The organism is Streptomyces krungchingensis, assembly GCF_054729265.1.
Map to the genome: position 1 here is coordinate 6,808,088 of NZ_JBPUKY010000001.1, position 21,813 is coordinate 6,829,900.

General features: G+C 71.5%; 19 protein-coding genes. 13 read left to right on the forward strand and 6 right to left on the reverse strand.

Translation table 11 applies throughout. From position 1 onward, the window contains the following. Positions 1 to 344: 344 nt before the first annotated feature. Positions 345 to 1,112, forward strand: a complete 768-nt coding sequence (locus tag ACSYGO_RS30010; RefSeq protein ID WP_095936491.1) for a ferritin-like fold-containing protein — start codon at positions 345 to 347, stop codon at positions 1,110 to 1,112. A gap of 127 nt (positions 1,113 to 1,239) precedes the next feature. Here the strand turns inward: ACSYGO_RS30010 and ACSYGO_RS30015 are convergent, their stop codons facing one another. The 4 genes from ACSYGO_RS30015 to ACSYGO_RS30030 all read right to left on the reverse strand — a co-directional run bounded on the left by ACSYGO_RS30015 (position 1,240) and on the right by ACSYGO_RS30030 (position 3,172). Then, the gene (locus tag ACSYGO_RS30015) at positions 1,240 to 1,509 is read right to left on the reverse strand and encodes a hypothetical protein (RefSeq protein WP_028801992.1); all 270 of its coding nucleotides are present in this window, start codon (positions 1,507 to 1,509) and stop codon (positions 1,240 to 1,242) included. Positions 1,510 to 1,765: 256 nt separating this feature from the next. Next, positions 1,766 to 1,993 (reverse strand): DUF3107 domain-containing protein, encoded by a 228-nt coding sequence (locus ACSYGO_RS30020; protein WP_028801993.1) that lies wholly within the window; start codon positions 1,991 to 1,993, stop codon positions 1,766 to 1,768. Between the two features lie 135 nt (positions 1,994 to 2,128). After that, on the reverse strand, positions 2,129 to 2,770 hold the full coding sequence (locus ACSYGO_RS30025; protein ID WP_426682754.1) for a TetR/AcrR family transcriptional regulator: 642 nt from the start codon (positions 2,768 to 2,770) through the stop codon (positions 2,129 to 2,131). Between the two features lie 186 nt (positions 2,771 to 2,956). Further along, positions 2,957 to 3,172 carry a hypothetical protein gene (locus ACSYGO_RS30030; protein ID WP_426682753.1) on the reverse strand — a complete coding sequence of 72 codons (216 nt, stop codon included), beginning with the start codon at positions 3,170 to 3,172 and terminating at the stop codon, positions 2,957 to 2,959. A gap of 159 nt (positions 3,173 to 3,331) precedes the next feature. Between ACSYGO_RS30030 and ACSYGO_RS30035 the strand changes: the two genes are divergently transcribed. From ACSYGO_RS30035 to moeZ, 12 genes are all read left to right on the forward strand, one after another. After that, positions 3,332 to 4,321, forward strand: coding sequence for an alpha/beta fold hydrolase (locus tag ACSYGO_RS30035; protein WP_460388323.1), 990 nt, complete (start codon positions 3,332 to 3,334; stop codon positions 4,319 to 4,321). Positions 4,322 to 4,329: 8 nt separating this feature from the next. Then, positions 4,330 to 5,913: a DUF3152 domain-containing protein gene (locus ACSYGO_RS30040; RefSeq protein WP_460388324.1), complete on the forward strand. Its 1,584-nt coding sequence runs from the start codon at positions 4,330 to 4,332 to the stop codon at positions 5,911 to 5,913. Between the two features lie 56 nt (positions 5,914 to 5,969). Beyond that, a complete protein-coding gene (locus ACSYGO_RS30045; protein WP_324608112.1) occupies positions 5,970 to 6,062 on the forward strand; it encodes an Ms4533A family Cys-rich leader peptide in 93 nt (30 codons plus the stop codon). Positions 6,063 to 6,236: 174 nt separating this feature from the next. Beyond that, a complete protein-coding gene (locus ACSYGO_RS30050; protein ID WP_460388326.1) occupies positions 6,237 to 7,955 on the forward strand; it encodes an ABC transporter substrate-binding protein in 1,719 nt (572 codons plus the stop codon). 4 nt (positions 7,956 to 7,959) lie between these two features. Next, entirely contained in the window at positions 7,960 to 8,952 is a 993-nt protein-coding gene (locus ACSYGO_RS30055; RefSeq protein WP_460388328.1) for an ABC transporter permease, read from the forward strand. Further along, on the forward strand, positions 8,949 to 9,977 hold the full coding sequence (locus tag ACSYGO_RS30060) for an ABC transporter permease (RefSeq protein ID WP_426682748.1): 1,029 nt from the start codon (positions 8,949 to 8,951) through the stop codon (positions 9,975 to 9,977). The genes ACSYGO_RS30055 and ACSYGO_RS30060 overlap by 4 nt, the downstream gene beginning before the upstream one ends. Positions 9,978 to 10,264: 287 nt before the next feature. Next, positions 10,265 to 11,830 carry a dipeptide ABC transporter ATP-binding protein gene (locus ACSYGO_RS30065; protein ID WP_460389780.1) on the forward strand — a complete coding sequence of 522 codons (1,566 nt, stop codon included), beginning with the start codon at positions 10,265 to 10,267 and terminating at the stop codon, positions 11,828 to 11,830. Positions 11,831 to 12,178: 348 nt separating this feature from the next. Continuing rightward, positions 12,179 to 13,933 carry a DUF3492 domain-containing protein gene (locus ACSYGO_RS30070; protein ID WP_460388330.1) on the forward strand — a complete coding sequence of 585 codons (1,755 nt, stop codon included), beginning with the start codon at positions 12,179 to 12,181 and terminating at the stop codon, positions 13,931 to 13,933. Beyond that, positions 13,930 to 15,327 carry a hypothetical protein gene (locus ACSYGO_RS30075; protein ID WP_426679793.1) on the forward strand — a complete coding sequence of 466 codons (1,398 nt, stop codon included), beginning with the start codon at positions 13,930 to 13,932 and terminating at the stop codon, positions 15,325 to 15,327. The genes ACSYGO_RS30070 and ACSYGO_RS30075 overlap by 4 nt, the downstream gene beginning before the upstream one ends. A gap of 149 nt (positions 15,328 to 15,476) precedes the next feature. Continuing rightward, positions 15,477 to 16,436, forward strand: a complete 960-nt coding sequence (locus tag ACSYGO_RS30080; RefSeq protein ID WP_426679792.1) for an NAD-dependent epimerase/dehydratase family protein — start codon at positions 15,477 to 15,479, stop codon at positions 16,434 to 16,436. Beyond that, entirely contained in the window at positions 16,424 to 17,173 is a 750-nt protein-coding gene (locus ACSYGO_RS30085) for a spherulation-specific family 4 protein (RefSeq protein ID WP_460388332.1), read from the forward strand. The genes ACSYGO_RS30080 and ACSYGO_RS30085 overlap by 13 nt, the downstream gene beginning before the upstream one ends. Positions 17,174 to 17,236: 63 nt before the next feature. Further along, positions 17,237 to 18,415 carry an adenylyltransferase/sulfurtransferase MoeZ gene (moeZ, locus tag ACSYGO_RS30090; RefSeq protein WP_426679790.1) on the forward strand — a complete coding sequence of 393 codons (1,179 nt, stop codon included), beginning with the start codon at positions 17,237 to 17,239 and terminating at the stop codon, positions 18,413 to 18,415. A gap of 98 nt (positions 18,416 to 18,513) precedes the next feature. Here the strand turns inward: moeZ and ACSYGO_RS30095 are convergent, their stop codons facing one another. Together ACSYGO_RS30095 and ACSYGO_RS30100 are read right to left on the reverse strand one after the other, a co-directional pair. Further along, positions 18,514 to 20,070, reverse strand: a complete 1,557-nt coding sequence (locus ACSYGO_RS30095) for an alpha/beta hydrolase (RefSeq protein WP_460388334.1) — start codon at positions 20,068 to 20,070, stop codon at positions 18,514 to 18,516. A 114-nt stretch (positions 20,071 to 20,184) separates the two neighbouring features. After that, positions 20,185 to 21,741, reverse strand: a complete 1,557-nt coding sequence (locus ACSYGO_RS30100) for an alpha/beta hydrolase (RefSeq protein WP_460388336.1) — start codon at positions 21,739 to 21,741, stop codon at positions 20,185 to 20,187. Positions 21,742 to 21,813: the final 72 nt, after the last annotated feature.

Below are 21,813 nucleotides of genomic sequence, written 5' to 3' on the forward strand. Positions count from 1 at the left end.
GGTGCGAGGCGAGCGCGGGGGTCGTGTCGGACCGTGCCGGGGACGTCGGCCGCTTGTCAGGCGGGCCGAGTGGCATGGGACCACTGCCGACGCTCTAGCGCTCGTACCGCTGAGGGTGTCCCTCCGGATGTCGTACGCACAGTGCCGTACGGACGAGGAGGGCTGTCGGGTCGGAGCCGATCGGGCCACCGACCGGGCATCCTCATTCGTGCGGCCCGTCGAATACTCGCCGGGCGCATTACCACCATACCCTGGAATCGCGCACATGCGATGGCCGATTCGGTCACGTCGTCGGCGTCACACTGGTTGACCAGGGACTTCCGTCCTGCGGTGAGCGGGCTATTGTGCGCTTCATGACGACGCCTGACAACGCCGCTGAGAAGCCCGCCGAGGCCACCGACGCCGCCCCGGCGGCCACCGGAGTCGCCGCCCAGGACTGGGACACGGCCTCCGCCGACCCTCAGTACCGCGCCGCGGTCGTGGACCTGCTCGGAGCGCTCGCGTACGGCGAGCTCGCGGCGTTCGAGCGGCTCGCCGAGGACGCCAAGCTGGCGCCCACGCTGAGCGACAAGGCCGAGCTGGCGAAGATGGCCTCCGCCGAGTTCCACCACTTCGAGCAGCTGCGCGACCGGCTCGCGGCGATCGGCGCCGAGCCGACGCAGGCGATGGAGCCCTTCGTCGCCGCCCTCGACGGTTTCCACAAGCAGACGGCGCCCTCCGACTGGCTGGAAGGGCTCGTCAAGGCGTACGTCGGCGACTCGATCGCCAGCGACTTCTACCGTGAGGTCGCCGCGCGCCTCGACTCGGACACCCGCGGTCTCGTCCTCGCCGTCCTCGACGACACCGGCCACGCCGGGTTCGCCATCGAGAAGGTGCGCGCCGCGATCGACGCCGACCCGCGTGTGGGCGGCCGGCTCGCGCTGTGGGCCCGCCGGCTGATGGGCGAGGCGCTGTCCCAGTCGCAGCGTGTGGTCGCCGACCGGGACGCGCTGTCGACGATGCTCGTGGGCGGTGTCGCGGACGGCTTCGACCTCGCCGAGGTCGGCCGGATGTTCTCCCGGATCACCGAGGCGCACACGAAGCGGATGGCCGCGCTCGGCCTCGCCGCCTAGAGCTCGTCGGACAGGCCCCCGTCGGGGGCCGTCTTCCGTCCGGCCCGGTCAGCTGTGGTCGTGCGGTCGGCGGTGTGCCCGGTCCCGGACGTGGCCCAGCGCGTCGCTCAGAGCCTTGCGCAGGGGGTCACGCCGTCGCCGAGCGGCGCCGAAATCTTTCCGCCGGACGGAGCAGCAGGGACAGCAGGGCCGCGGAGACGGCGGCCGCGCCGAGCAGGATCACCAGGAAGTGGCCGGCGCCCAGAGCGGTGTGCGTCAGGAAGGCACCGAACAGGGCTCCGGCCACTCCGGTCGAGAGGACCAGGCTGCGGGCGGGCAGCCGGTGCGGCAGGCGGTACGCGGCCGCCCACGCGAGTGCGAAACCGAGCAACGCGGAGCCGAGCGTTTCCAACAGCATGGTGGGGGTCCCTCCCGCACGGCCGGGTGCAAATCGGTCGTAGGCGGTCTTACCCGTGACGTGCGGAATGCAATCCTCCTCAATGATCGATCCGTGCTCCGGGCGGGGCGGTCACGACCGTGCCCGCACCACCGCGCACACCTGTCGCGACCAGGGCGTCGTCGGCGGAGCGGAGCAGGCGGAGCGGGTCCGGCGGCGGCACGAGCAAGGGCCCGGTGACATCGTCACCGGGCCCTTCATGCTTCCGCTCGCCGAACTACAGCGCGCTGAATCCCACCTTGCGCTGGGTGGGCTCGCCGAGCTCCACGTACGCGAGGCGGTCTGCCGGAACCAGGACCTTGCGGCCGTGGTCGTCCACGAGGCTGAGCAGCTGCGACTTGCCGGCCAGCGCCTCGGACACCGCGCGCTCGACCTCTTCCGGGGTCTGACCGCTCTCCAGAACGATCTCGCGGGGCGCGTGCTGCACGCCGATCTTGACCTCCACGGCTATGTCCCTCCGACGGTCAGTGATGTGCGCGTCCGTACGCGCCGTACGCAGCACACATTAGCCCGGTGAGGGGACGTACACGCTCCGCCCGAGAACGCCAGGAGCGAACAGGGGACGGGAACAAAGTGGCGGTCAGTGATGATCGGTGCCGTGCAGCGGGAAGCCCGCGATGCCCCGCCAGGCCAGCGAGGTCAGCAGCTGGACCGCCTGGTCGCGCGGAACGCTGCGGTCGCTGTGCAGCCAGGAGCGGGCCACCACCTGGGCGAGTCCGCCGAGACCCGAGGCGAGGAGCATCGACTCGGCGCGCGAGAGACCGGTGTCCTCGGCGATGACCTCGCAGATCGCCTCCGCGCACTCGTGCGTGACCTTGTCCACGCGCTCGCGGACCGCGGGCTCGTTGGTCAGGTCCGACTCGAAGACCAGCCGGAAGGCGCCGCCGTCGTCCTCGACGTACGCGAAGTAGGCGTCCATCGTGGCGCGCACGCGCAGCTTGTTGTCCGTCGTCGACGCGAGCGCCGCACGCACGGCCTGGAGCAGCGACTCGCAGTGCTGGTCCAGCAGAGCGAGGTAAAGGTCGAGCTTGCCCGGGAAGTGCTGGTAGAGGACCGGCTTGCTGACGCCCGCGCGCTCCGCGATGTCGTCCATCGCGGCCGAGTGGTACCCCTGCGCAACGAACACTTCCTGGGCGGCGCCGAGGAGCTGGTTGCGCCGTGCCCGGCGCGGCAGCCGAGTGCCCCGCGGGCGTGCCGCCTCTGTCTGCTCGATGGCTGTCACGCCGCCTCCCAAAATCGTCCACATGCGGTGTGCGCCGCGCGGCCATCGTACTTTTCGGTAACCGTGCTGTGCGCGGTGCGAGCGCAGAATTTCACGGACCGGACGCCACCGATAGCGCGCAGAGCGGCCCGAATCGGGTGAGATGCACTCCATCTCACCGCGACGTGCCTGGTCAGCGGCGTCCCGTCACCGGTAGTCGTCCTCGTTCAGCCGTACGACCCTGGCCTGTTCCGCGAGATCGGCCTCGTTGGCGTTGAGGGGGTCGCCCGGGGGTACGGCCACCTCTTCCACAGGGTCCAGCTCGGTGCGCTGCTCGGCGGTGTCGGCCTCCGGGGCTTCCTCGTCGAGGATCTCCCGGAACTGGTCGTCGAACGTCCCGGGGTCTGTCGGGTCGACTGTCATGATTCCTCTTCCCGAACGGTGCGCGTGCGTTGCCGTACGCGTACGAGTGCCCTCGACTGAAGCCTAGGAGACACGAGATCCGGACGCTATGCGATCCGCACGCCATCTGTGACGGCGAACACATGAACCACTGCGTGATCGTCTCGTAACATTGCCCGCATGTCTTCGACCGAGCTGCCGCCCGCGCTGGCCACCACCGTCACGCCCCGGGTCGGCGCCGTCAGGGTTGCGGACGGGGAGCGGCTGCGATCGGTCGGCCTTCCGGGCATCACCCTGACCGTGCGGTCGAGACCGGCGACACGCGAGGGCCTGCTTCCCGCGCTGTACGTGCACGGCCTCGGCGGTTCCTCGCAGAACTGGTCGGCGCTGATGCCGCTCCTCGACGGGCTCGTGGACAGCGAGGCCCTCGACCTGCCCGGGTTCGGCGACTCCCCGCCGCCGGACGACGGGAACTACTCGGTCACGGCGCACGCACGCGCCGTGATCCGCTATCTGGACGCGGCCGAGCGCGGCCCCGTGCACCTCTTCGGCAACTCGCTCGGCGGCGCGGTCACGACACGCGTCGCGGCCGTACGCCCCGACCTCGTCCGCACGCTCACCCTGGTCTCGCCCGCGCTGCCGGAGCTCCGCGCGCAGCGCACCGCGTGGCCGACCGCGCTGCTGGCCCTGCCCGGCGTGGCGGGGCTCTTCACCAGGCTCACCAAGGACTGGAGCGCCGAGCAGCGCGTCCGGGGGGTGATGGCCCTCTGTTACGGCGACCCCAGCATCGTGACGCCGGAGGGGTTCCGGCACGCGGTGGAGGAGATGGAGCGGAGACTCGCTCTCCCTTATTTCTGGGACGCCATGGCCCGCTCGTCCCGCGGGCTCGTGAACGCGTACACGCTCGGCGGCCAGCACGGACTGTGGCGTCAGGCCGAGCGGGTGCTCGCGCCGACCCTCCTCGTCTACGGGGGCCGGGACCAGCTCGTCGGCTACCGCATGGCCCAGCGCGCGGCCCGCGCCTTCCGTGACTCCCGGCTGCTGTCCCTGCCGGACGCGGGGCACGTGGCGATGATGGAGTACCCGGAGGCGGTGGCCGCCGCGTTCCGTGAACTTCTCGCCGACGGGGGCGAGCAGGCCTCCCCGTCCGGCACCGGCGCGGAAGGCTGAGGCGGGGCGTGGGACGTCACAGTCGTCGGGGGCGGAACGGCAAGACCGACACCTCCGAGATACCTGCGATACCCGCGGATCCCGCGCAGGAGACGGGGCGCGCACGGGGGGCCGCGCCGGCACCGGCCGCGGGCTCCGGATTCCCGTCCGCCCGCCGCGGGGCGATTCCGCCGCAGGGGGCACCGGGCCCACGGTCCGCGACGGACGGGACGCCTGCGCGTGGTGTGCCGGGGTTCTCGGACGGGACGCCTGCGCGCGGTGTGCCGCGGTTCTCGGACGGGACGCCTGCGCGCGGTGTGCCGCGTTTTCCGGACGGGACGCCTGCGCACGGTGTGCCGCGTTTTCCGGACGGGACTCCCGCGCACGGTGTGCCGCGGTTCTCCGACGGGACCCCCGCCCACGGCGTCCCCCGGGTGCGCGGTGGTCATCCCGAGCAGCGTGAAGGCGGCGGTGGCTGGGGCGAGTTCGGGAGCGCCGGGACGTCCGGTGCCCCGGGCGGGGCACCGCAGGGTGCGCCCCACGGCGCGCCGCCCGGTTCCGTGGGTCCCCGGATCCCCCGTCAGCGCCAGGAGTCGGGCTCCACGCCCCGCCAGGCGTACATCGACGCGTTCGACGCCGCCGAGGACGAGGACCGCGACGTCTTCGCGCCGCGCGCCGGCGCCTTCCCGTCCCGTGGCGAGGAAGCCCACCGCGCCGACCCGTACGGCTCCGTCACCGACTGGGACGCGCCGGACGCGGAGACCGGCCAGAGCCCGCTGCCGGACACCGAGGAGAAGGCGCCGGGCAAGGGCGGCAAGGGGCGCGCGTTCACCGGGATCGCGGCGGCAGCCGTCACCACCGTGCTGGCCGTCGTGGTGGCCGGACAGGTCGTCTCCGGTCGGCAGGACGCCAGTGCGCACGCCCGGTCCACCGGTGGAGACCGCCAGACGCACGACTCCGCCTCGCGCGGCGACAAACGGCCGACCCCGGCCGGGGCACCGAGCGCGGTGGCGCTGACGTACGACCAGAAGATGGCCAGGACGTACGCGCTCGGCGCGACGCTCAAGGGCTCGGGGAAGTTCGACACCGTCCCCGGCTTCGACAGGGCGCCGGGCAAGGGGCGCAAGTACACCTATCGCGTCGACGTCGAGCGGGGCCTCGGCCTCGACGCCGAGCTCTTCGCGCAGGCCGTGCAGAAGACCCTGAACGACAAACGGAGTTGGGCGCACGGAGGCGCCCGCACCTTCGAGCGGATCTCGTCCGGCAAGCCCGACTTCGTCATCACGCTCGCGAGCCCGGGCACCACCGCCACGTGGTGCGCGAAGTCCGGGCTCGACACGACCGAGGACAACGTGTCGTGCGACTCGGCCTCGACCGAGCGCGTCATGATCAACGCCTATCGCTGGGCGCAGGGCTCCGAGACCTACGGTGACCGAATTCACTCCTACCGGCAGATGCTGATCAACCACGAGGTCGGCCACCGGCTCGGATACGGCCACGTCAGCTGCGACAAGGACGGCGAACTCGCCCCCGTGATGCAGCAGCAGACCAAGTTCCTCGACCACGACGGAATCCACTGCAAGGCCAACCCCTGGGCTTACCCCGGGAGTTGACAGCAGGCCCACAGGTCACATTGACATGCGGGGAAAGTTCGTTCATATTTCTCCGCATGTCGCCTCGTCACGTCTCCGCTCGCGCCGCCATTGAGCTGGCGCTGATCGGCGTGACCGCTCTCTGCGTGGCCGACATTCACTGTCGCTGACGCCCGCCCCCGGCGAGTGCGTCGCTTTCCCTCTCGTTACTCCTTCTCCGTGTGCCGTCTTCTGTGACGCGCGCGGTCCGGTCGGATGCCGACGCCTGACGCCCTGGGCGAGCTCTGCGCTCTTCCGTCTCACATTGCGTCAATCAGTCTCACCATTCGAGAGGTCGTCTTCCGATGCGTCATCCGTCCGTCATAGCGCGCCGCGTGGCCGCGGCATCCGTCAGCCTGGTCGTGGCAGCGGGCGCCGCCGCGTGCGGGCCGAAGGACAACGATGCCAACAGCGCCGGTGCCGACTCCAAGCCGCAGAAGGGCGGCACCCTCACCGTCCTGAACGCCAACCCGCAGGAGGACTTCGACCCGGCGCGGCTCTACACCTCCGGCGGCGGCAACGTCCCCTCGCTCGTCTTCCGCACGCTCACCACGCGCAACCGCGAGAACGGTGCGGCCGGCGCCCAGGTCGTCCCCGACCTCGCCACCGACACCGGCCGCCCGAGCAAGAACGCGACCGTGTGGACGTACACCCTGAAGAAGGGCCTCACGTACGAGGACGGCACGCCCATCACCTCGGCCGACATCAAGTACGGCATCGAGCGCTCCTTCGCCGCCGAACTCTCCGGCGGCGCCCCCTACCTGCGGGACTGGCTGATCGGCGGCGCCGACTACCAGGGCCCCTACAAGGACAAGAAGGGCCTCGACTCGATCGAGACGCCCGACGACCTGACGATCGTCTTCCACCTGAACAAGCCCGAGGGCGAGTTCCCCTACCTCGCCACGCAGACACAGTTCACGCCCGTCCCGAAGGCCAAGGACACCGGCACGAAGTACGAGGAGCACCCCGTCTCCTCCGGCCCGTACAAGGTCGTCAAGAACGAGAACGACGGCGAGCGGCTCGTCCTGGATCGCAACACCCACTGGTCCGCGTCGACCGACGCCGAGCGCAAGGCCTACCCGGACAAGATCGACGTACGGTCCGGCCTGGACTCGTCCGTGATCAACCAGCGGCTCTCCGCGTCCCAGGGAGCGGATGCCGCCGCCGTCACCACGGACACCAACCTCGGCCCCGCCGAACTCGCCAAGGTGTCCGGCGACAAGGCCCTCGCCGCGCGCGTCGGCACCGGCCACTTCGGCTACACCAACTACCTCGCCTTCAACCCGAAGGTGAAGCCGTTCGACAACCCGAAGGTCCGCCAGGCGATCTCGTACGCCGTCGACCGCACCTCGGTGATCAACGCGGCCGGCGGCTCGTCGCTCGCCGAGCCTGCGACCACCTACCTGCCCGACCAGAAGTCCTTCGGCTACACGCCGTACGACCACTTCCCGGCGGGCAAGTCGGGCAACCCGGCCAAGGCCGAGGAGCTGCTGAAGGAGGCGGGCTACAAGAACGGCCTGACCATCACGCTCACGCACTCCAACAGCAAGGACTTCGAGACCAGCCCCGAGATCGCCACGGCCCTCCAGGACGCCCTGAAGAAGGCCGGGATCACCGTCAAGCTCCAGGGCCTGGAGGACAACGACTACAGCGACAAGATCCACGGCGCCAAGACCGAGCCCGGCCTCTTCCTCGCCCACTGGGGCGCCGACTGGCCCTCCGGCGGCCCCTTCCTGGCCCCCATCTTCGACGGCCGCCAGATCGTCAAGGACGGCGCCAACTTCAACACCGGCTTCCTCGACGACAAGTCGGTCAACGCCGAGATCGACGCGATCAACAAGCTGACCGACCTCGACCAGGCCGCCCAGCGCTGGGGCGCCCTGGACAAGAAGATCGGCGAGCAGGCGCTGACCGTGCCGCTGTTCCACCCCGTCTACAAGCGCCTGTACGGCAAGGACGTCAAGAACATCGTGATCAGCGACTGGACCGGCGTGCTGGACATCTCCCAGGTCTCGGTGAAGTAGCACCGTGAGCGAGGCACTTGTCGCCTCCCGGGCCCCCGGGACGGACCCCTCCGTCCCGGGGGCCTCGGGGGCCCGTCAGTTCTGGCGGCGGCTGCGAGCGCAGCGCGCCGCCCTCGTCGCGGCGGGCGTCGTCGCGCTGCTCGTCCTGATCGCACTCGCCGCGCCGCTGCTCACCGCGGTCGAGGGCCAGGACCCGACCACCTACCACCCCTCACTCGTGGACTCCGCGCGCGGCGGTGTGCCCGTCGGCCCGCTCGGCGGCATCGGCGGCGACCACTGGCTCGGCGTCGAGCCGCAGACCGGCCGCGACCTCTTCGCCCGCCTCGTGTACGGCGCCCGCGTCTCGCTCGGCGTCGCGCTCGCCGCCACGCTCGTCCAGGTCCTCATCGGCATCGTGGTGGGGGTCGCGGCCGGCCTGGGGAACCGCTGGGTCGACCAGCTGCTCAGCCGGGCCACGGACGTCATCATCGCCATGCCGCTGATGATCATGTCCCTCGCGCTGCTCGCGATCGTCCCCAGCAGCTTCCAGCGGCCCGTACTCGTCGCGCTCATCATCGGTCTGGTGGCGTGGGGTTCGATCGCGAAGATCGTCCGCGCCCACACGCTGACCCTCAAGGAGCTCGACTACGTGGCCGCCGCCCGGCTCAGCGGCTGGGGTGCCTGGCGCGTCGCCCGCCGCGAGCTGCTGCCCGCGCTGGCCGCGCCCGTCATCACGTACGCCGCCCTGCTCGTCCCCACGAACATCACCGTCGAGGCGGCGCTCAGCTTCCTCGGCGTCGGCGTGAAGCCGCCGACGCCGTCCTGGGGGCAGATGCTCACCGCGGCCGACATCTGGTACCAGGCGGCCCCTCAGTACCTGCTGCTCCCGGCCGGCGCGCTGTTCGTCACCGTGCTCGCGCTGACCGTGCTCGGCGACGGAGTGCGCACCGCACTCGACCCGCGCGCCGCCTCACGGCTGCGCATCGGCACGGGACGCAGGCGGGAGGCCAAGGCATGAGCGCCCTCAAAGGGCTGAGCGGTTCGCTCGCCGGGTTCCCGGGCTTCGCGCTGCGGCGCCTGGCCGGGGCCGTCGTCACCCTGTTCGCGATCTCCGTGATCATCTACCTCGTCTTCTACGTCGCGCCCGGCGACGTCGCGCAGATCACCTGCGGCCCGCGCTGCTCGCCCGCCCAGGTGCACCAGGTCGCCGAGCAGTTGAGGCTCGACGACCCGCTGTACGTGCGTTACTGGCACTTCCTCCAGGGCGTCTTCGCCGGCCAGGACTACTCGACCGGCACCTCCGTGCAGCACTGCGGCGCGCCCTGCCTCGGCGTCTCCTACCAGAGCGGCCAGCAGGTCACCCAGCTGATCTGGGCGAAGCTGCCGGTCACCTTCTCGCTCGTGCTCGGCGCGACGGTGCTGTGGCTGATCCTCGGCGTCGGCACCGGTGTGCTGTCCGCCTGGCGGCGCGGCCGGTTCACCGAGCGGGCGCTGACCGCCGTCACCCTCGCCGGCACGGCCACCCCCGTCTTCGTCATCGGCCTGGTGCTGATGATCGTCGTCTGCGGGCAGTTGCAGCTGCTCCCCTTCCCGCAGTACGTGCCCTTCACCGAGGACCCCGAGCAGTGGGCGTGGAACCTGCTGCTGCCCTGGCTGTCGCTGGCGCTGATCGAGTCCGCCAAGTACGCCCGTCTGACCCGGGCCTCCATGCTGGAGACGCTCGCGGAGGACCACGTCCGCACCTTCCGTGCGTACGGAGTGGGGGAGCGTTCGATCATCGGGCGGCACGCCCTGCGGGGCGCCGTCGCGCCGGTCATCGCGCTGAGCGCCAACGACTTCGGGTCGGCGATCGGCGGTGCCGTGCTCTCCGAGACGTTGTTCGGTCTTCCGGGGCTCGGGCGCGAACTCGTGCACGCGGTGACCGTCGTCGACCTGCCGGTGGTGGTCGGCATGGTGCTGGTCACCGGCTTCTTCGTGGTCCTGGCCAATGCCGTCGCGGACGTGCTGTTCGCGGTGGCCGACCGACGGGTGGTGCTGTCGTGAGTCCTGCGGAAGCCGACGACGGCGTCGTGCGTGGCGTCGGTGACGGTGTGTTGCCTGCTGCCCGTGAGGGTGGGTCGGGTGCCGTTCGTGACGGTGGGCCGGGTGCCGTCGGTGACGGTGTGCTGCCTGCTGCCCGTGAGGGTGGGCCGGGTGCCGTCGGTGCCGGTGGGCCGGGTGCCGTCGGTGACGGCCGTGGTGCGGGCCGGGGCGGTCTCGCCGAAGCCGGTGACGGATCCGGTCCCGCCGCTCCGGCCGGCGGGAGCCTTGTCGAGGTCACCGACCTCTCCGTGGCGTTCGGGGACCTGCGCGCCGTCGACGGGCTCTCCTTCCGGCTGGAACGGGGAGCCGCGCTGGGACTCGTCGGCGAGTCCGGGTCCGGCAAGTCCACCGTGGCGTCGGCCCTGCTGGCGCTGCACCGGGGCACGGGAGCGCGGGTCGGCGGCACGGTCCGGGTGGCCGGCGTGGACGTACAGGCGGCCTCCGACCACGAACTGCGGCGGCTGCGGGGCGGGAAGGCCGCCATGGTCTTCCAGGACCCGCTGTCGTCCCTCGACCCGTACCACGCGGTCGGCGACCAGATCGCCGAGGTGTACCGCGTGCACACCAGGGCGTCACGGCGAGCGGCACGCGCGCGTGCCGTCGAGGTGCTCGACCGCGTCGGCATACCGGACGCGGCCCGTCGCGCCCGTTCGCGCCCGCACGAGTTCAGCGGCGGCATGCGCCAGCGCACCCTGATCGCCATGGCCCTGGCCTGCCGGCCCGACCTGCTGATCGCCGACGAGCCGACCACGGCCCTCGACGTGACCGTCCAGGCCCAGATCCTCGACCTGCTGCACACCCTGCGCGAGGAGACCGGCATGGGGCTGCTGCTCGTCACGCACGACGTCGGGGTCGCGGCCGAGAGCGTGGACGAGATCCTCGTCATGCGCCACGGGCGCGCCGTCGAGCACGGCCCGGTCGGAACCGTCCTCGGGGCACCCCGCGACACGTACACGCGTGAACTGCTCGGTGCCGTCCCACGGGTGGACGCTCCACGCGTCACCGAGGGCGATGTCGGCGACGAGACCGTCCTCGAAGCGGTGGGGCTGCGGCGCGAGTTCGGCACGGGGAAGCGGCGGTTCGCCGCCGTCGACGACGTGTCGCTGACGGTCCGCCGGGGCGAGACCCTCGGCGTCGTCGGCGAGAGCGGCAGCGGGAAGACCACGCTGGGACGGATGCTGGTCGGGCTCCTGGAGCCCACCGCCGGCACGGTCCGCCACGAAGGGCGCGAGCAGACCGGCGTGAGCCCTTCGGTGCAGATGGTCTTCCAGGACCCGGTGTCCTCCCTCAACCCCCGGCGCAGCGTGGGCGAGTCGATCGCCGACCCGCTGCGGGCCCGCGGCGAACGCGACGAGGGCCGGATCAGGGGGCGCGTGCGGGAGTTGCTGGAACGCGTGGGCCTCGACCCGGACCAGTACCACCGGTACCCGCACGAGTTCAGCGGCGGGCAGCGGCAACGGGTCGGCATCGCGCGGGCCCTCGCCGCGGAGCCGCGCGCCATCGTGTGCGACGAACCCGTTTCCGCGCTCGACGTCACCACCCAGGCCCAGGTGGTCGCCCTGCTCGGGGAGCTTCAGCGCGAACTGGGGCTCGCGCTGGTCTTCGTGGCGCACGACCTCGCGGTCGTGCGCCAGGTCAGCGACCGGGTGGCGGTGATGCGACGCGGCCGGATCGTCGAGTACGGGCCCGCCGACGAGGTGTACGAGTCCCCCCGGGACCCCTACACCGAGCAACTGCTCGCCGCCGTGCCGTCGCTCGACCCGGAGGTCGCGGCACGGCGCCGTGCCGCCCGTGGGGAGCTGGCGACGGCCTGAGCCGCAGGGGCGGTATGCGCGGTGCGGTTCGAGCGGTGCCGTCGGCGCGCGCGGTGCGGTCCGGGCGGTGCCGTCGGCACGCGCGGTGCGGTCCGGGTGGTGCAGTCGGCGCGTGCTGAGCGGCGCCGTCGGCACGTACGGCCAGGCGTGCGTGACGACGATGTGTAGTCGCATGATCTCGTAGCGCGACAGAACGCGGCCTGCGCGGGAAAGTTACGACCGTTCACCCCTTTTGGTGGTGCGATGGACAACCGTCCGTCGCGCCACCGTCATGTCCGCATACGTTCTTCCCGCTGCGAGCCGCCGGGTCAACGGCGGCTCCCCATACGGGAGATCGGGGGTGTGGTCGTGCGCATCGGACTGCTTACGGAGGGTGGCTATCCGTATGTGAGCGGTGACGCCAGACTCTGGTGCGACCGGCTCGTACGCGGGCTCGGGCAGCACGCGTTCGACATCTACGCGCTCAGCCGCAGCGAGCGCCAGGAGGACGAGGGCTGGATCCAGCTGCCTCCGCAGGTCAGCAGGGTGCGGACGGCACCTCTGTGGACCGTCGAGGACGACGGGGTGGTGTACGGACGCCGGGCGCGGCGACGCTTCGCCGACGCGTACGGAGAGCTGGCGGCGGCCGTGTGCGAGGGGCCGGGGGCTCTCGACGGCCCGGCGCTCGGCGGCGGCGCGGGAGCCCACGACGGCCCGACGGCCTCCGGCGGTGTAGAGGCGGACCGTTTCGGCAGCGCGCTCTACGCCCTCGCGGAGCTCGCCCGGGACGAGGGCGGTCTCGCCGGCGCCCTGCGTTCGGAGGGTGCCGTGCGCGCACTGGAGCGCGCCTGCCGTGCGCCCGGCGCGCCGCGCACCGCCCGCACGGCGCGCGTGCCCGACCTGCTCGCCTTCGCCTCCCATGTCGAACGCGCCCTGCGGCCCCTGTCGCTCGACTGGTACGAGGGCGACGGACTCGACTCCGTGGACCTGTGCCACGCCACGGCGGGCGGCACCGCGGCCCTGCCCGGTCTCCTCGCCCGGCACTTCGCCGGCGTGCCCCTGCTGGTCACCGAGTACGGGGTGCAACTGCGCGCGCACTACCTGGCGTCCGCCACCGTCGGCGAGAGCCCGGCCGTACGCGCCCTGCTCGCCGGGTTCCACGGCAGGCTCGCCGCCGAGGTCTACCGCACCGCCGCGCTCATCACGCCCGGCAACACGCACGCCCGTCGCTGGCAGGAGCGCTGTGGCGCCGACCGCGCCAAACTGCGCACCGTCTACCCCGGCATGGAGGCGTCCCGCTTCGCTGACGTGGGGGAGAGCGCGGAGGGCAGCGGATGCGCCGACCCGGACACCCTGGTGTGGGTCGGCCGCATCGAACCCGCCAAGGATCTGATCTCGCTGCTGCACTCCTTCGCGGAGATCCGCAAGGAGGAACCGAAGACGCGGCTGCGGATCGTCGGCGCGCCCGCCGACGGCCCCGAAGGCACGACCTATCTGGCCCACTGCCGGGCCCTGGCCGCCCAGCTCTTCCCCGACGAGGCGGAGGGCGTGCACGCGGTCGGCGACAACCCGGTGTCCTTCGAGGAGATCGGCGGTCCCGAGGTCCCCAGCCTGGCGGAGGCGTACGCCTCCGGAGCCGTCGTCGTGCTCTCCAGCGTCGTCGAGGGCTTTCCGATCAGTCTTGTCGAGGCCATGTTCTGCGGTCGCGCGACCGTCTCCACGGACGTGGGCGCGGTCGTCGAAGTCATCGGCGGTACGGGGCTGGTGGTGCCGCCCCGCAATCCGCGGGCGCTCGCGGAGGCGTGCGTGACGCTGCTGCGTGATCCCGAGCGTCGTGAGCGCCTGGGCGCGGCCGCGCGCGCACGCGCCCTCGAACTGTTCACCGTCGAGCAGAACGTCGCCGCCTTCCACGGCATCTACCTGGAGATCGTCTCGCATTCCCCCGTCCGGCGGGTGGTCGTGGACGACGAGGGCGAGCCGTTGCCCTTCGGAGTTCCCGCGGAGGCCCACGTGCCGGGCCGCTGGACCGAGGTCCGTCCCATGGTCGCGAGCCGGCCGCGTTGGGCGGCGGGGGCGCCCGTGCGCGCCACGGTTCCCGTTCCCGCGGGGGAGGGAGCCCGATGAGCGAGACGACCGGACCGCGCGCACCGGGCGGACCACACACCCTGCACGAGCTGGACGATCTGGCCGGCCTAGGTGCCCTGGGCGGCGGAGGCTTGGGCGGGGAGGACGTCGAGGACGTCGAGAACTCGGGCGGCGCGAGCGGCCGGGACGCGGGTGGCGTGAGCGGGGGAGACGCGCGTGGCGCGAGCCGGGGAGACGGCGGCGGCGTGGGCCGCGTCGGTGAGGCCGCCGGCCGGGCCGGCGGCGGCGCCGGTGAACGAAAACGCAAAGGTGGTGCGAGCGGCAGCGAGGGGAGTGCGAGTCGTGCCGACGGCGCGCGCAGGCCCACCGCACGCCGTGGCGCCGCCGACCCCGTGAAAGCGCTCATGCACCGACACCGCGAACTCTGCGAGCGCGCGGTCGATCCGCTGGAGATCGCCGCCGGTCTGGAGGCCCACGGTGTGACCGACCGGACGGCCACCCGATTCCGCCACCGCGACGTGTTCTCCCTCGCCGAGGAGATGTACGCCCGCGCCTCGCGCGACGGCGAGCACACCCCGCGCCCGGAGGAGCCGGAACGCCCCGGTGCGCGTGCCGACTGGGCGGTGCTCGCCCTGCTGCCCGGCGTCCTCTGCCTGGCGGCCACGCTCGGACTGCGCGTCACCGACGGCAGGCCGCGCCTCGCGGTGGCTGCGGCCGGCGTCCTCGCCGTGACCCTCGGTCTGCGGTACGCCCTGCGCCGCGGCCCCCTGAGCGCCGGTCAGCGCACGACCGGCGCCGCCCGCGGCTGGATGTGCTGGCTCGTCGCCTACGCCCTCCTCGGTGACGGACTGCTCAGCGCCGCGCTCGACGGCGGACCCGACGGTCCCTGGCCGCTCGCCACGGCACCCGTGCTGGCCCTCTCGACGGCGTGTGCCCCGGCGGCCTGGTGCGCGCAGCTCTTCGTGGTGAGCGCCCGCCGCAGACTGACCGCCAGCCGCGGCCTCGACGAGTTCGCCACCACCGTCCGCCCCCTGCTCCTCGGCGTGTTCACCCTGTTCCTGTGCTCCCTCGGCGGGCTGCTCGCCCTGAGCGCGGCGGTGCTCGACGAGCCCCCCGCCTACACCGGGGCCGGTGCCCTCGGCGCACTGCTCCTGCTCGCCCGTCTGCTGACGGCGCGCGGCTTCACCCACGCGCCCGCCGTGATGCTCGCCGGCGCCGGAGCCACCGAGGCGATCGCGCTCGCCACCGTCTTCGCGGGCCGCCTGCCCGGCTGCTCCTTCCTCACCACACCCGTCGAGACCGTCGTCGACGCCTGGGGGCCCGGCGCCGTACCGGCTCTGGTGTGCGGCACGGCGGCGTTCGTCCTGCTCGTCCACTCGACGCGCACCCTGACCAGGGCCTCCGCCCACGCACTGCCCAGCGAGGCGGTGTGAACCGCGCTTCCGCGCCCGGCACCCGGGCACGGACCCATTTCTCCCGCGGGGCCGACACCGCGGGCCCTCTCCCGACCCACGGCATCACCTGAAGGAGAAAGCCAGATGATCACCTCCCGAACCGGAGAATCCGCCCCGGGAGCCGCCCGATGAGGGTCCTGCTGATCGGAGCCAACGGATACCTCGGCCGCTTCGTGGCCGACCGGCTGCTCGCCGACCCGGCCGTGCAGCTCACCGCGCTCGGCCGGGGCGACGACGCCGACGTCCGCTTCGACCTCGCCTCGGGCAGTCCCGGCGCACTCACCCGCTTCCTGGACGCGGTGCACCCCGGAGTCGTCATCAACTGCGCGGGCGCCACCCGGGGAGGCGCCCGCGAACTGACCCGGCACAACACCGTCGCCGTCGCCACCGTCTGCGAGGCCCTCCGACGCAGCGGCTGCGGGGCACGGCTCGTCCAGATCGGCTGCGGCGCCGAGTACGGGCCCAGCCAGCCCGGCTCCTCCACCGCCGAGGACGCCGTGCCGCGCCCCGGCGGCCCGTACGGCGTCAGCAAGCTCGCCGCCACCGAACTGGTCCTCGGCTCCGGCCTGGACGCCGTGGTCCTTCGGGTCTTCTCGCCCGCCGGTCCAGGCACACCCGCCGGATCCCCACTGGGCCGCCTCGCCGAAGCCCTCCGCCGGGCCATGCAGTCCGGCGACGGCGAACTCAAACTCGGCGGACTCGGTGTCCAGCGCGACTTCATCGACGTACGCGATGTCGCCCGAGCCGTCCACGCGGCCTCGCTCTCCGCCGCACAGGGCGTGATCAACATCGGCTCGGGACGTTCCGTACGGCTCCGCGACGCGGCCGCGGTCCTCGCCCGGGTCGCCGGCTACGGCGGCGCCCTGCACGAACTGGACGGCCCTCCCGGCCCCCTCAGGACATCCATCGGCCACCCCCGCAACGAACCGGACCACGCGGCCCCGGTCGCGTACCCGTACCCGGACGGCTGCGGCAGCTGGCAGCAGGCCGACGTGCGCACCGCACGCGACCGGCTCGGCTGGCGGCCCCGCATCAACCTCGAGGAATCCCTGGCAGACATCTGGATGGAGGCGGCATGCCGTATCTGACCAGCACCGCAGCCGGCACCGCGAGCACCGACCTCAAGGTCGGCTTCGGCATCCCCGGCTATGCACACCCCCTCGTCGCTCCACTGGAGTGGGCCGAACTCACGCGGCCCGGCGCCCCTTTGCACTGGGTCGCCCTGAACGTCTCCAACGGACCCGGCACCCGTCCCGACCCGCACTGTCTGGAGGCCGTCGGGCGGCTGCGCAACACGGGCGTACGCGTGCTCGGGCGCCTGGACGCGACGTACGGCGCGCGTGTCTTCGGCGAACTGGTCTCCGACGCCCAGCGCTACCTCGACTGGTACCGGGTCGACGGCTACCTCCTCGACCGCTGTCCCACCGAACGCACCGCGCTCGCCGAGGTCCGCCGGACGGTCGGCACACTCCGCACGCTCCGTGAGGATGCGCACATCGTGCTCGGGCACGGCGCCCACCCGTATCCCGGCTACGCGGAGAACGCCGACCAGCTGGTCACCTTCTCCGGCTCCTGGAGCGACTACCGGTGGTCCCAGGTCGCCGAGTGGACCGCCGACTACCCGCCCGAGCGGTTCTGCCACTTGGTGCACAGCGTGCCGCGCGGTCATCTCGACGAAGCACTGCGCATCGCCCGCTGGCAGGGCGCCTCGACGATCTACTTCACCGATCGCACCGATTTCGGTGGGCGGGCGGACCCCTGGGAGACGATGCCCGGCTACTGGGACGAAATCGTCTCGCGGATCGGAACGGGTGTCTCGGAATGAAGAAGGGCGTGGCAGTGTTACGGGGAGAACAACTGTAGTGATTGACCGACCAACGGAGCCCCCGTGTCGCTGCCACCCCTGGTCGAGCCGGCTTCCGAGCTCACCGTAGACGAGGTCCGCAGGTACTCCCGCCACCTGATCATCCCCGACGTGGGCATGGACGGGCAGAAGCGGCTGAAGAACGCCAAGGTGCTGTGTGTCGGCGCCGGCGGCCTCGGATCGCCGGCACTGATGTACCTGGCCGCGGCGGGCGTGGGCACGCTCGGCATCGTGGAGTTCGACGAGGTCGACGAGTCGAACCTGCAGCGCCAGATCATCCACAGCCAGGCGGACATCGGCCGCTCCAAGGCCGAATCGGCCCGCGACTCCGTGCTGGGCATCAACCCGTACGTGAACGTGATCCTTCACGAAGAGCGGCTCGAAGCCGAGAACGTGATGGACATCTTCAGCCAGTACGACCTGATCGTCGACGGCACGGACAACTTCGCCACCCGCTACCTGGTCAACGACGCGTGCGTGCTCCTCAACAAGCCGTACGTGTGGGGTTCGATCTACCGGTTCGACGGCCAGGCCTCCGTCTTCTGGTCGGAGCACGGCCCCTGCTACCGCTGCCTCTACCCGGAGCCCCCGCCGCCGGGCATGGTCCCCTCCTGCGCCGAGGGTGGCGTGCTGGGCGTGCTGTGCGCGTCCATCGGCTCCATCCAGGTCACCGAGGCGATCAAGGTCCTCACCGGCACCGGCGAGCCCCTCGTCGGCCGACTGATGATCTACGACGCCCTGGAGATGCAGTACCGCCAGGTCAAGGTCCGCAAGGACCCGAACTGCGCCGTCTGCGGCGAGAACCCCACCGTCACCGAGCTCATCGACTACGAGGCCTTCTGCGGCGTCGTGTCCGAGGAGGCCCAGGAGGCGGCGGCCGGTTCGACGATCACTCCCAAGCAGCTCAAGGAGTGGATCGACGACGGCGAGAACATCGAGATCATCGACGTCCGTGAGGTCAACGAGTACGAGATCGTCTCGATCCCCGGCGCCAAGCTGATCCCGAAGAACGAGTTCCTCATGGGCACGGCCCTGGAGTCCCTGCCGCAGGACAAGAAGATCGTCCTGCACTGCAAGACGGGTGTCCGCAGTGCGGAAGTCCTCGCCGTCCTGAAGTCCGCCGGCTTCGCCGACGCGGTCCACGTCGGCGGCGGCGTGATCGGCTGGGTCAACCAGATCGAGCCGGACAAGCCGGTCTACTAGGCATACGCCCTCTTCGGAGGTGGGGCCCGGCACCATGTGTGCCGGGCCCCTTGCCGTGGTCCGAGGGCACCCGAACCGGGGCCCTCGGAGCATGCGGCCTAGGAGGCGCAGACCTTGCCGTCCTTCGGCACGGTCCCGTCCAGCAGATACCTGTTCACGGTCGAGTCCACGCAGTCGCTCCCGCTGCCGTACGCGCCATGGCCCTCGCCCTTCCAGGTGAGCTCCACACCGACGTCCTTGCCCAGCTCGTCGGCCATCCTGCGGGCGCCCTCGTACGGTGTCGCGGGGTCGCCGGTGTTGCCGACGACCAGGACCGGCTCCGCACCCGGTGCGCTGACCTCCGGGTTGTCGAACTGGCCCGCCACCGGCCAGTCGTGGCACCAGCCCGCCGTGTCCCAGCCCATGAAGTCGCCGAAGACGGGCGAGATCTTCTCGAACTCGGGCAGCAGCTTCCTCGTCTCCTCGGGAGTCGGCCGCTGCTTGTCGTCCAGGCACGATATGACCCGCTGCGAGTGCGTCGTCGTGCCGTAGCGCCCCGAGGGGTCGCGTTCGTTGTAACCGTCGGCGAGCGTCAGCAGCTCCGAACCGTCCCCGTCCTCGGCCGCCTTGAGCGCGCTGGTGAGGCTGGGCCAGCCCTGCTTGCTGTAGAGCGGCAGGACGATGCCGGTGAGGGCCAGCGTCTGAGTGAGCTTGCGTCCGCCCGAGGCGGGCAGCGGCCGGGCGTCGATGCGCTTCAGCAGGTCCACGATCTTCTGCGAGCCCTGCTTCGGGTCCTGGCCGGTGGACTTCAGATAGTCGTCCAGGGCCCGCTGGAAGCCGAGCGTCTGGTTCTTGGCGTGGCCGACGGTGTCGGCACTCGGGTCGACGACGGCGTCCAGCACCAGGCGCCCCACGTTCTTCGGGAACAGGTGGGCGTACACCCCGCCCAGTTCGGTGCCGTACGAGATGCCGAAGTAGTGCATCTTGCGGTCGCCGAGGACCTCGCGCATCAGATCCATGTCGCGTGCCGTGTCCGTGGTCGACACATGGGACATGAGCTTGCCCGCGGCCTTCTCGCAGCCCTTGCCGAAGTCCGTGGCGTCCTTGAAGTACGCGGCTTCCTCGGTGGCGTCGTCCGGTGTGGCGTCCACCGACTCGGCCGCCTGGATGTCCTTGTCGCTGCGGCAGCGCACCCCTTCGCTCGCCGCCACGCCGCGCGGGTCCCAGCTCACCAGGTCGTACCGGTCGTGGAGGGAGCCGACGATCGAGCCGTACGACGGCATGGTGGAGATGCCCGAGCCGCCGGGCCCGCCGAAGTTGAACAGGAGCGAGCCGATGCGCTTGCCCGAGCCGCCCGTCGCCTTCGAGCGGATCACCGCGAGGCCGATCGTCTCGCCGTCCGGCTTCGCGTAGTCCAGCGGGACCTTGAGCGTGGCGCACTGCCAGTCGCTGCCCGGCGCGGGGGAGTCGGACGTGCCCTTGCAGCGGCCCCAGTCCAGCTTCTGCGAGGTGAGTTTGGCGGGCAGCCCCGACGGTGTGCCCGAAGAAGGCGCTGTGGCCGACGACTTGTCGCCGCCCTTCCCCTCGTCCGTGCCGTCACCGGACGACCCACTGCTGCAACCGGCCACCAGCAACGCGGCGGCGGCCGCGGCCGTCCACCGTGCGAAACGTGCCATGTGCTTCCCCCCTCACCCGTGGTCCGCCCGATCCGCGGATCACATGCAGGCAATAGTAGGCGGCGGCGTCCGAAGCCGTCACAGCCTGTGGATAACTCATTGACCTGCGGTTTTCTACGAACAGACGGTTCCAGCGGGCGGGATGGTTCCCTCCAGCAGATAGCCGTTCACGGCGCCTTGCACGCACTTGTTCTTGCTGTCGTAGGCCCCGTGCCCCTGGCCCTTGTACGTCAGTTCGACGCCGACCCCCTTGCCCAGCGCCTCCACCATCTTCCGCGCGCCCTCGTACGGCGTGGCCGGATCGCCGGTGTTGCCGACGACGAGGATGGGTGCCGCGCCGGCGGCGGCGACGTTCGGGTGGTCGGCGGCGCCCGCCACGGCCCAGTCCGTGCAGCTGACCATGCCCCAGGCCAGATAGTCGCCGAACAGCGGTGAGGCGGCCCGGAACTGCGGCAGCCTCGACACCACGAAGTCCGGGGTGTAGCGCGGCTTGTCGTCCGCGCAGTTGATGGAGATGTTCGCCGGGACGAGATTGCTGTACTGGCCGTTCGCGTCGCGTCCGTTCATGGAGTCCGCCAGCAGCATGAGCACCTTGCCGTCGCCGTCGTAGGCCTGCTCGAGACCCTCGGTCAGGTACTCCCAGAAGTCCTTGGAGTACAGCGCCTGGGCGATGCCGCTGGTCGCCGCGGTCTGTGTGAGCTCGCGGGGGAAGACGCCGGGGATCGGCTTCACTTCGAGGTCCTTGAGCAGCTTGGCGATGCGGTCCTTCACGTCCTGAGGCGTGTCGCCGATCGGGCAGTCCTCGACCTTGGAGGTGCAGTCCTCGGCGAAGTTGTCGAGCGCGAGCTGGAACCCCTTGGCCTGCCCGAGCGAACTCTGCTCGGGGTTCTGCGTCGGGTCCACGACCGCGTCGAACACCGCGCGTCCCACGTTCTTCGGGAACAGATGGGCGTAGACGCCGCCCAGTTCGGTCCCGTAGGAGATGCCGAAGTAGTGCAGCTTCGCGTCGCCGAGGATCTGGCGCATCAGGTCCATGTCGCGGGCCGCGTCGGTGGTGCGCACATGGGGAAGGATCGTGCCGGAGTTCTTCTCGCAGGCCGCGTTGAAGTTCCTGGTGTTCTGCAGGAACTCCTTTTGCTCCGCGGCGTCGTCCGGCGTGGCGTCCTGCTGGAAGAACTCGTCGAGCTGCTGGTCGTCCTCGCATTTCACGCCCGCGCTGCGGCCCACGCCGCGCGGGTCGAAGCTCACCAGGTCGTAGCGGGTGCGCAGGGCGGCGTAGTCCTCACCGAAGGCGGGGAGCGTGGTGACGCCCGAGCCGCCCGGGCCGCCGAAGTTGAAGATGAGCGAGCCGATCCGCTTGCTGGGTTCGCCGCTCGTCTTCGCACGGATCAGCGCCAGCCCGATCGTGTCGCCCTTGGGATCGGCCCAGTCGAGGGGCGCCTTCATCGTGGCGCACTCCCACTCCGTACCGCCCGGCAGAGGTGACGGAGCGTTGCCCCCGCCCTCGGACTCGGAGGGTGCCGGGCACTCCTTCCAGCTCAGCTTCTGAGCTGTCAGATCCCCGTCCCCGTCCTTGTCCTTCGACCCGTCGCTGCAACCCGCGAGCAAGGAGATCAGTACAACGGCGGTCAGGGTCAGGGCAGCGGCGCGCGACTGGGAGGGGTTCGGCATGTCCCCATCGTGCGGTCGTACGGGGCGGTGCGCGCGGGGCGCGGGCCGTGTGGGTGAGTGCGCCGCAGCGCT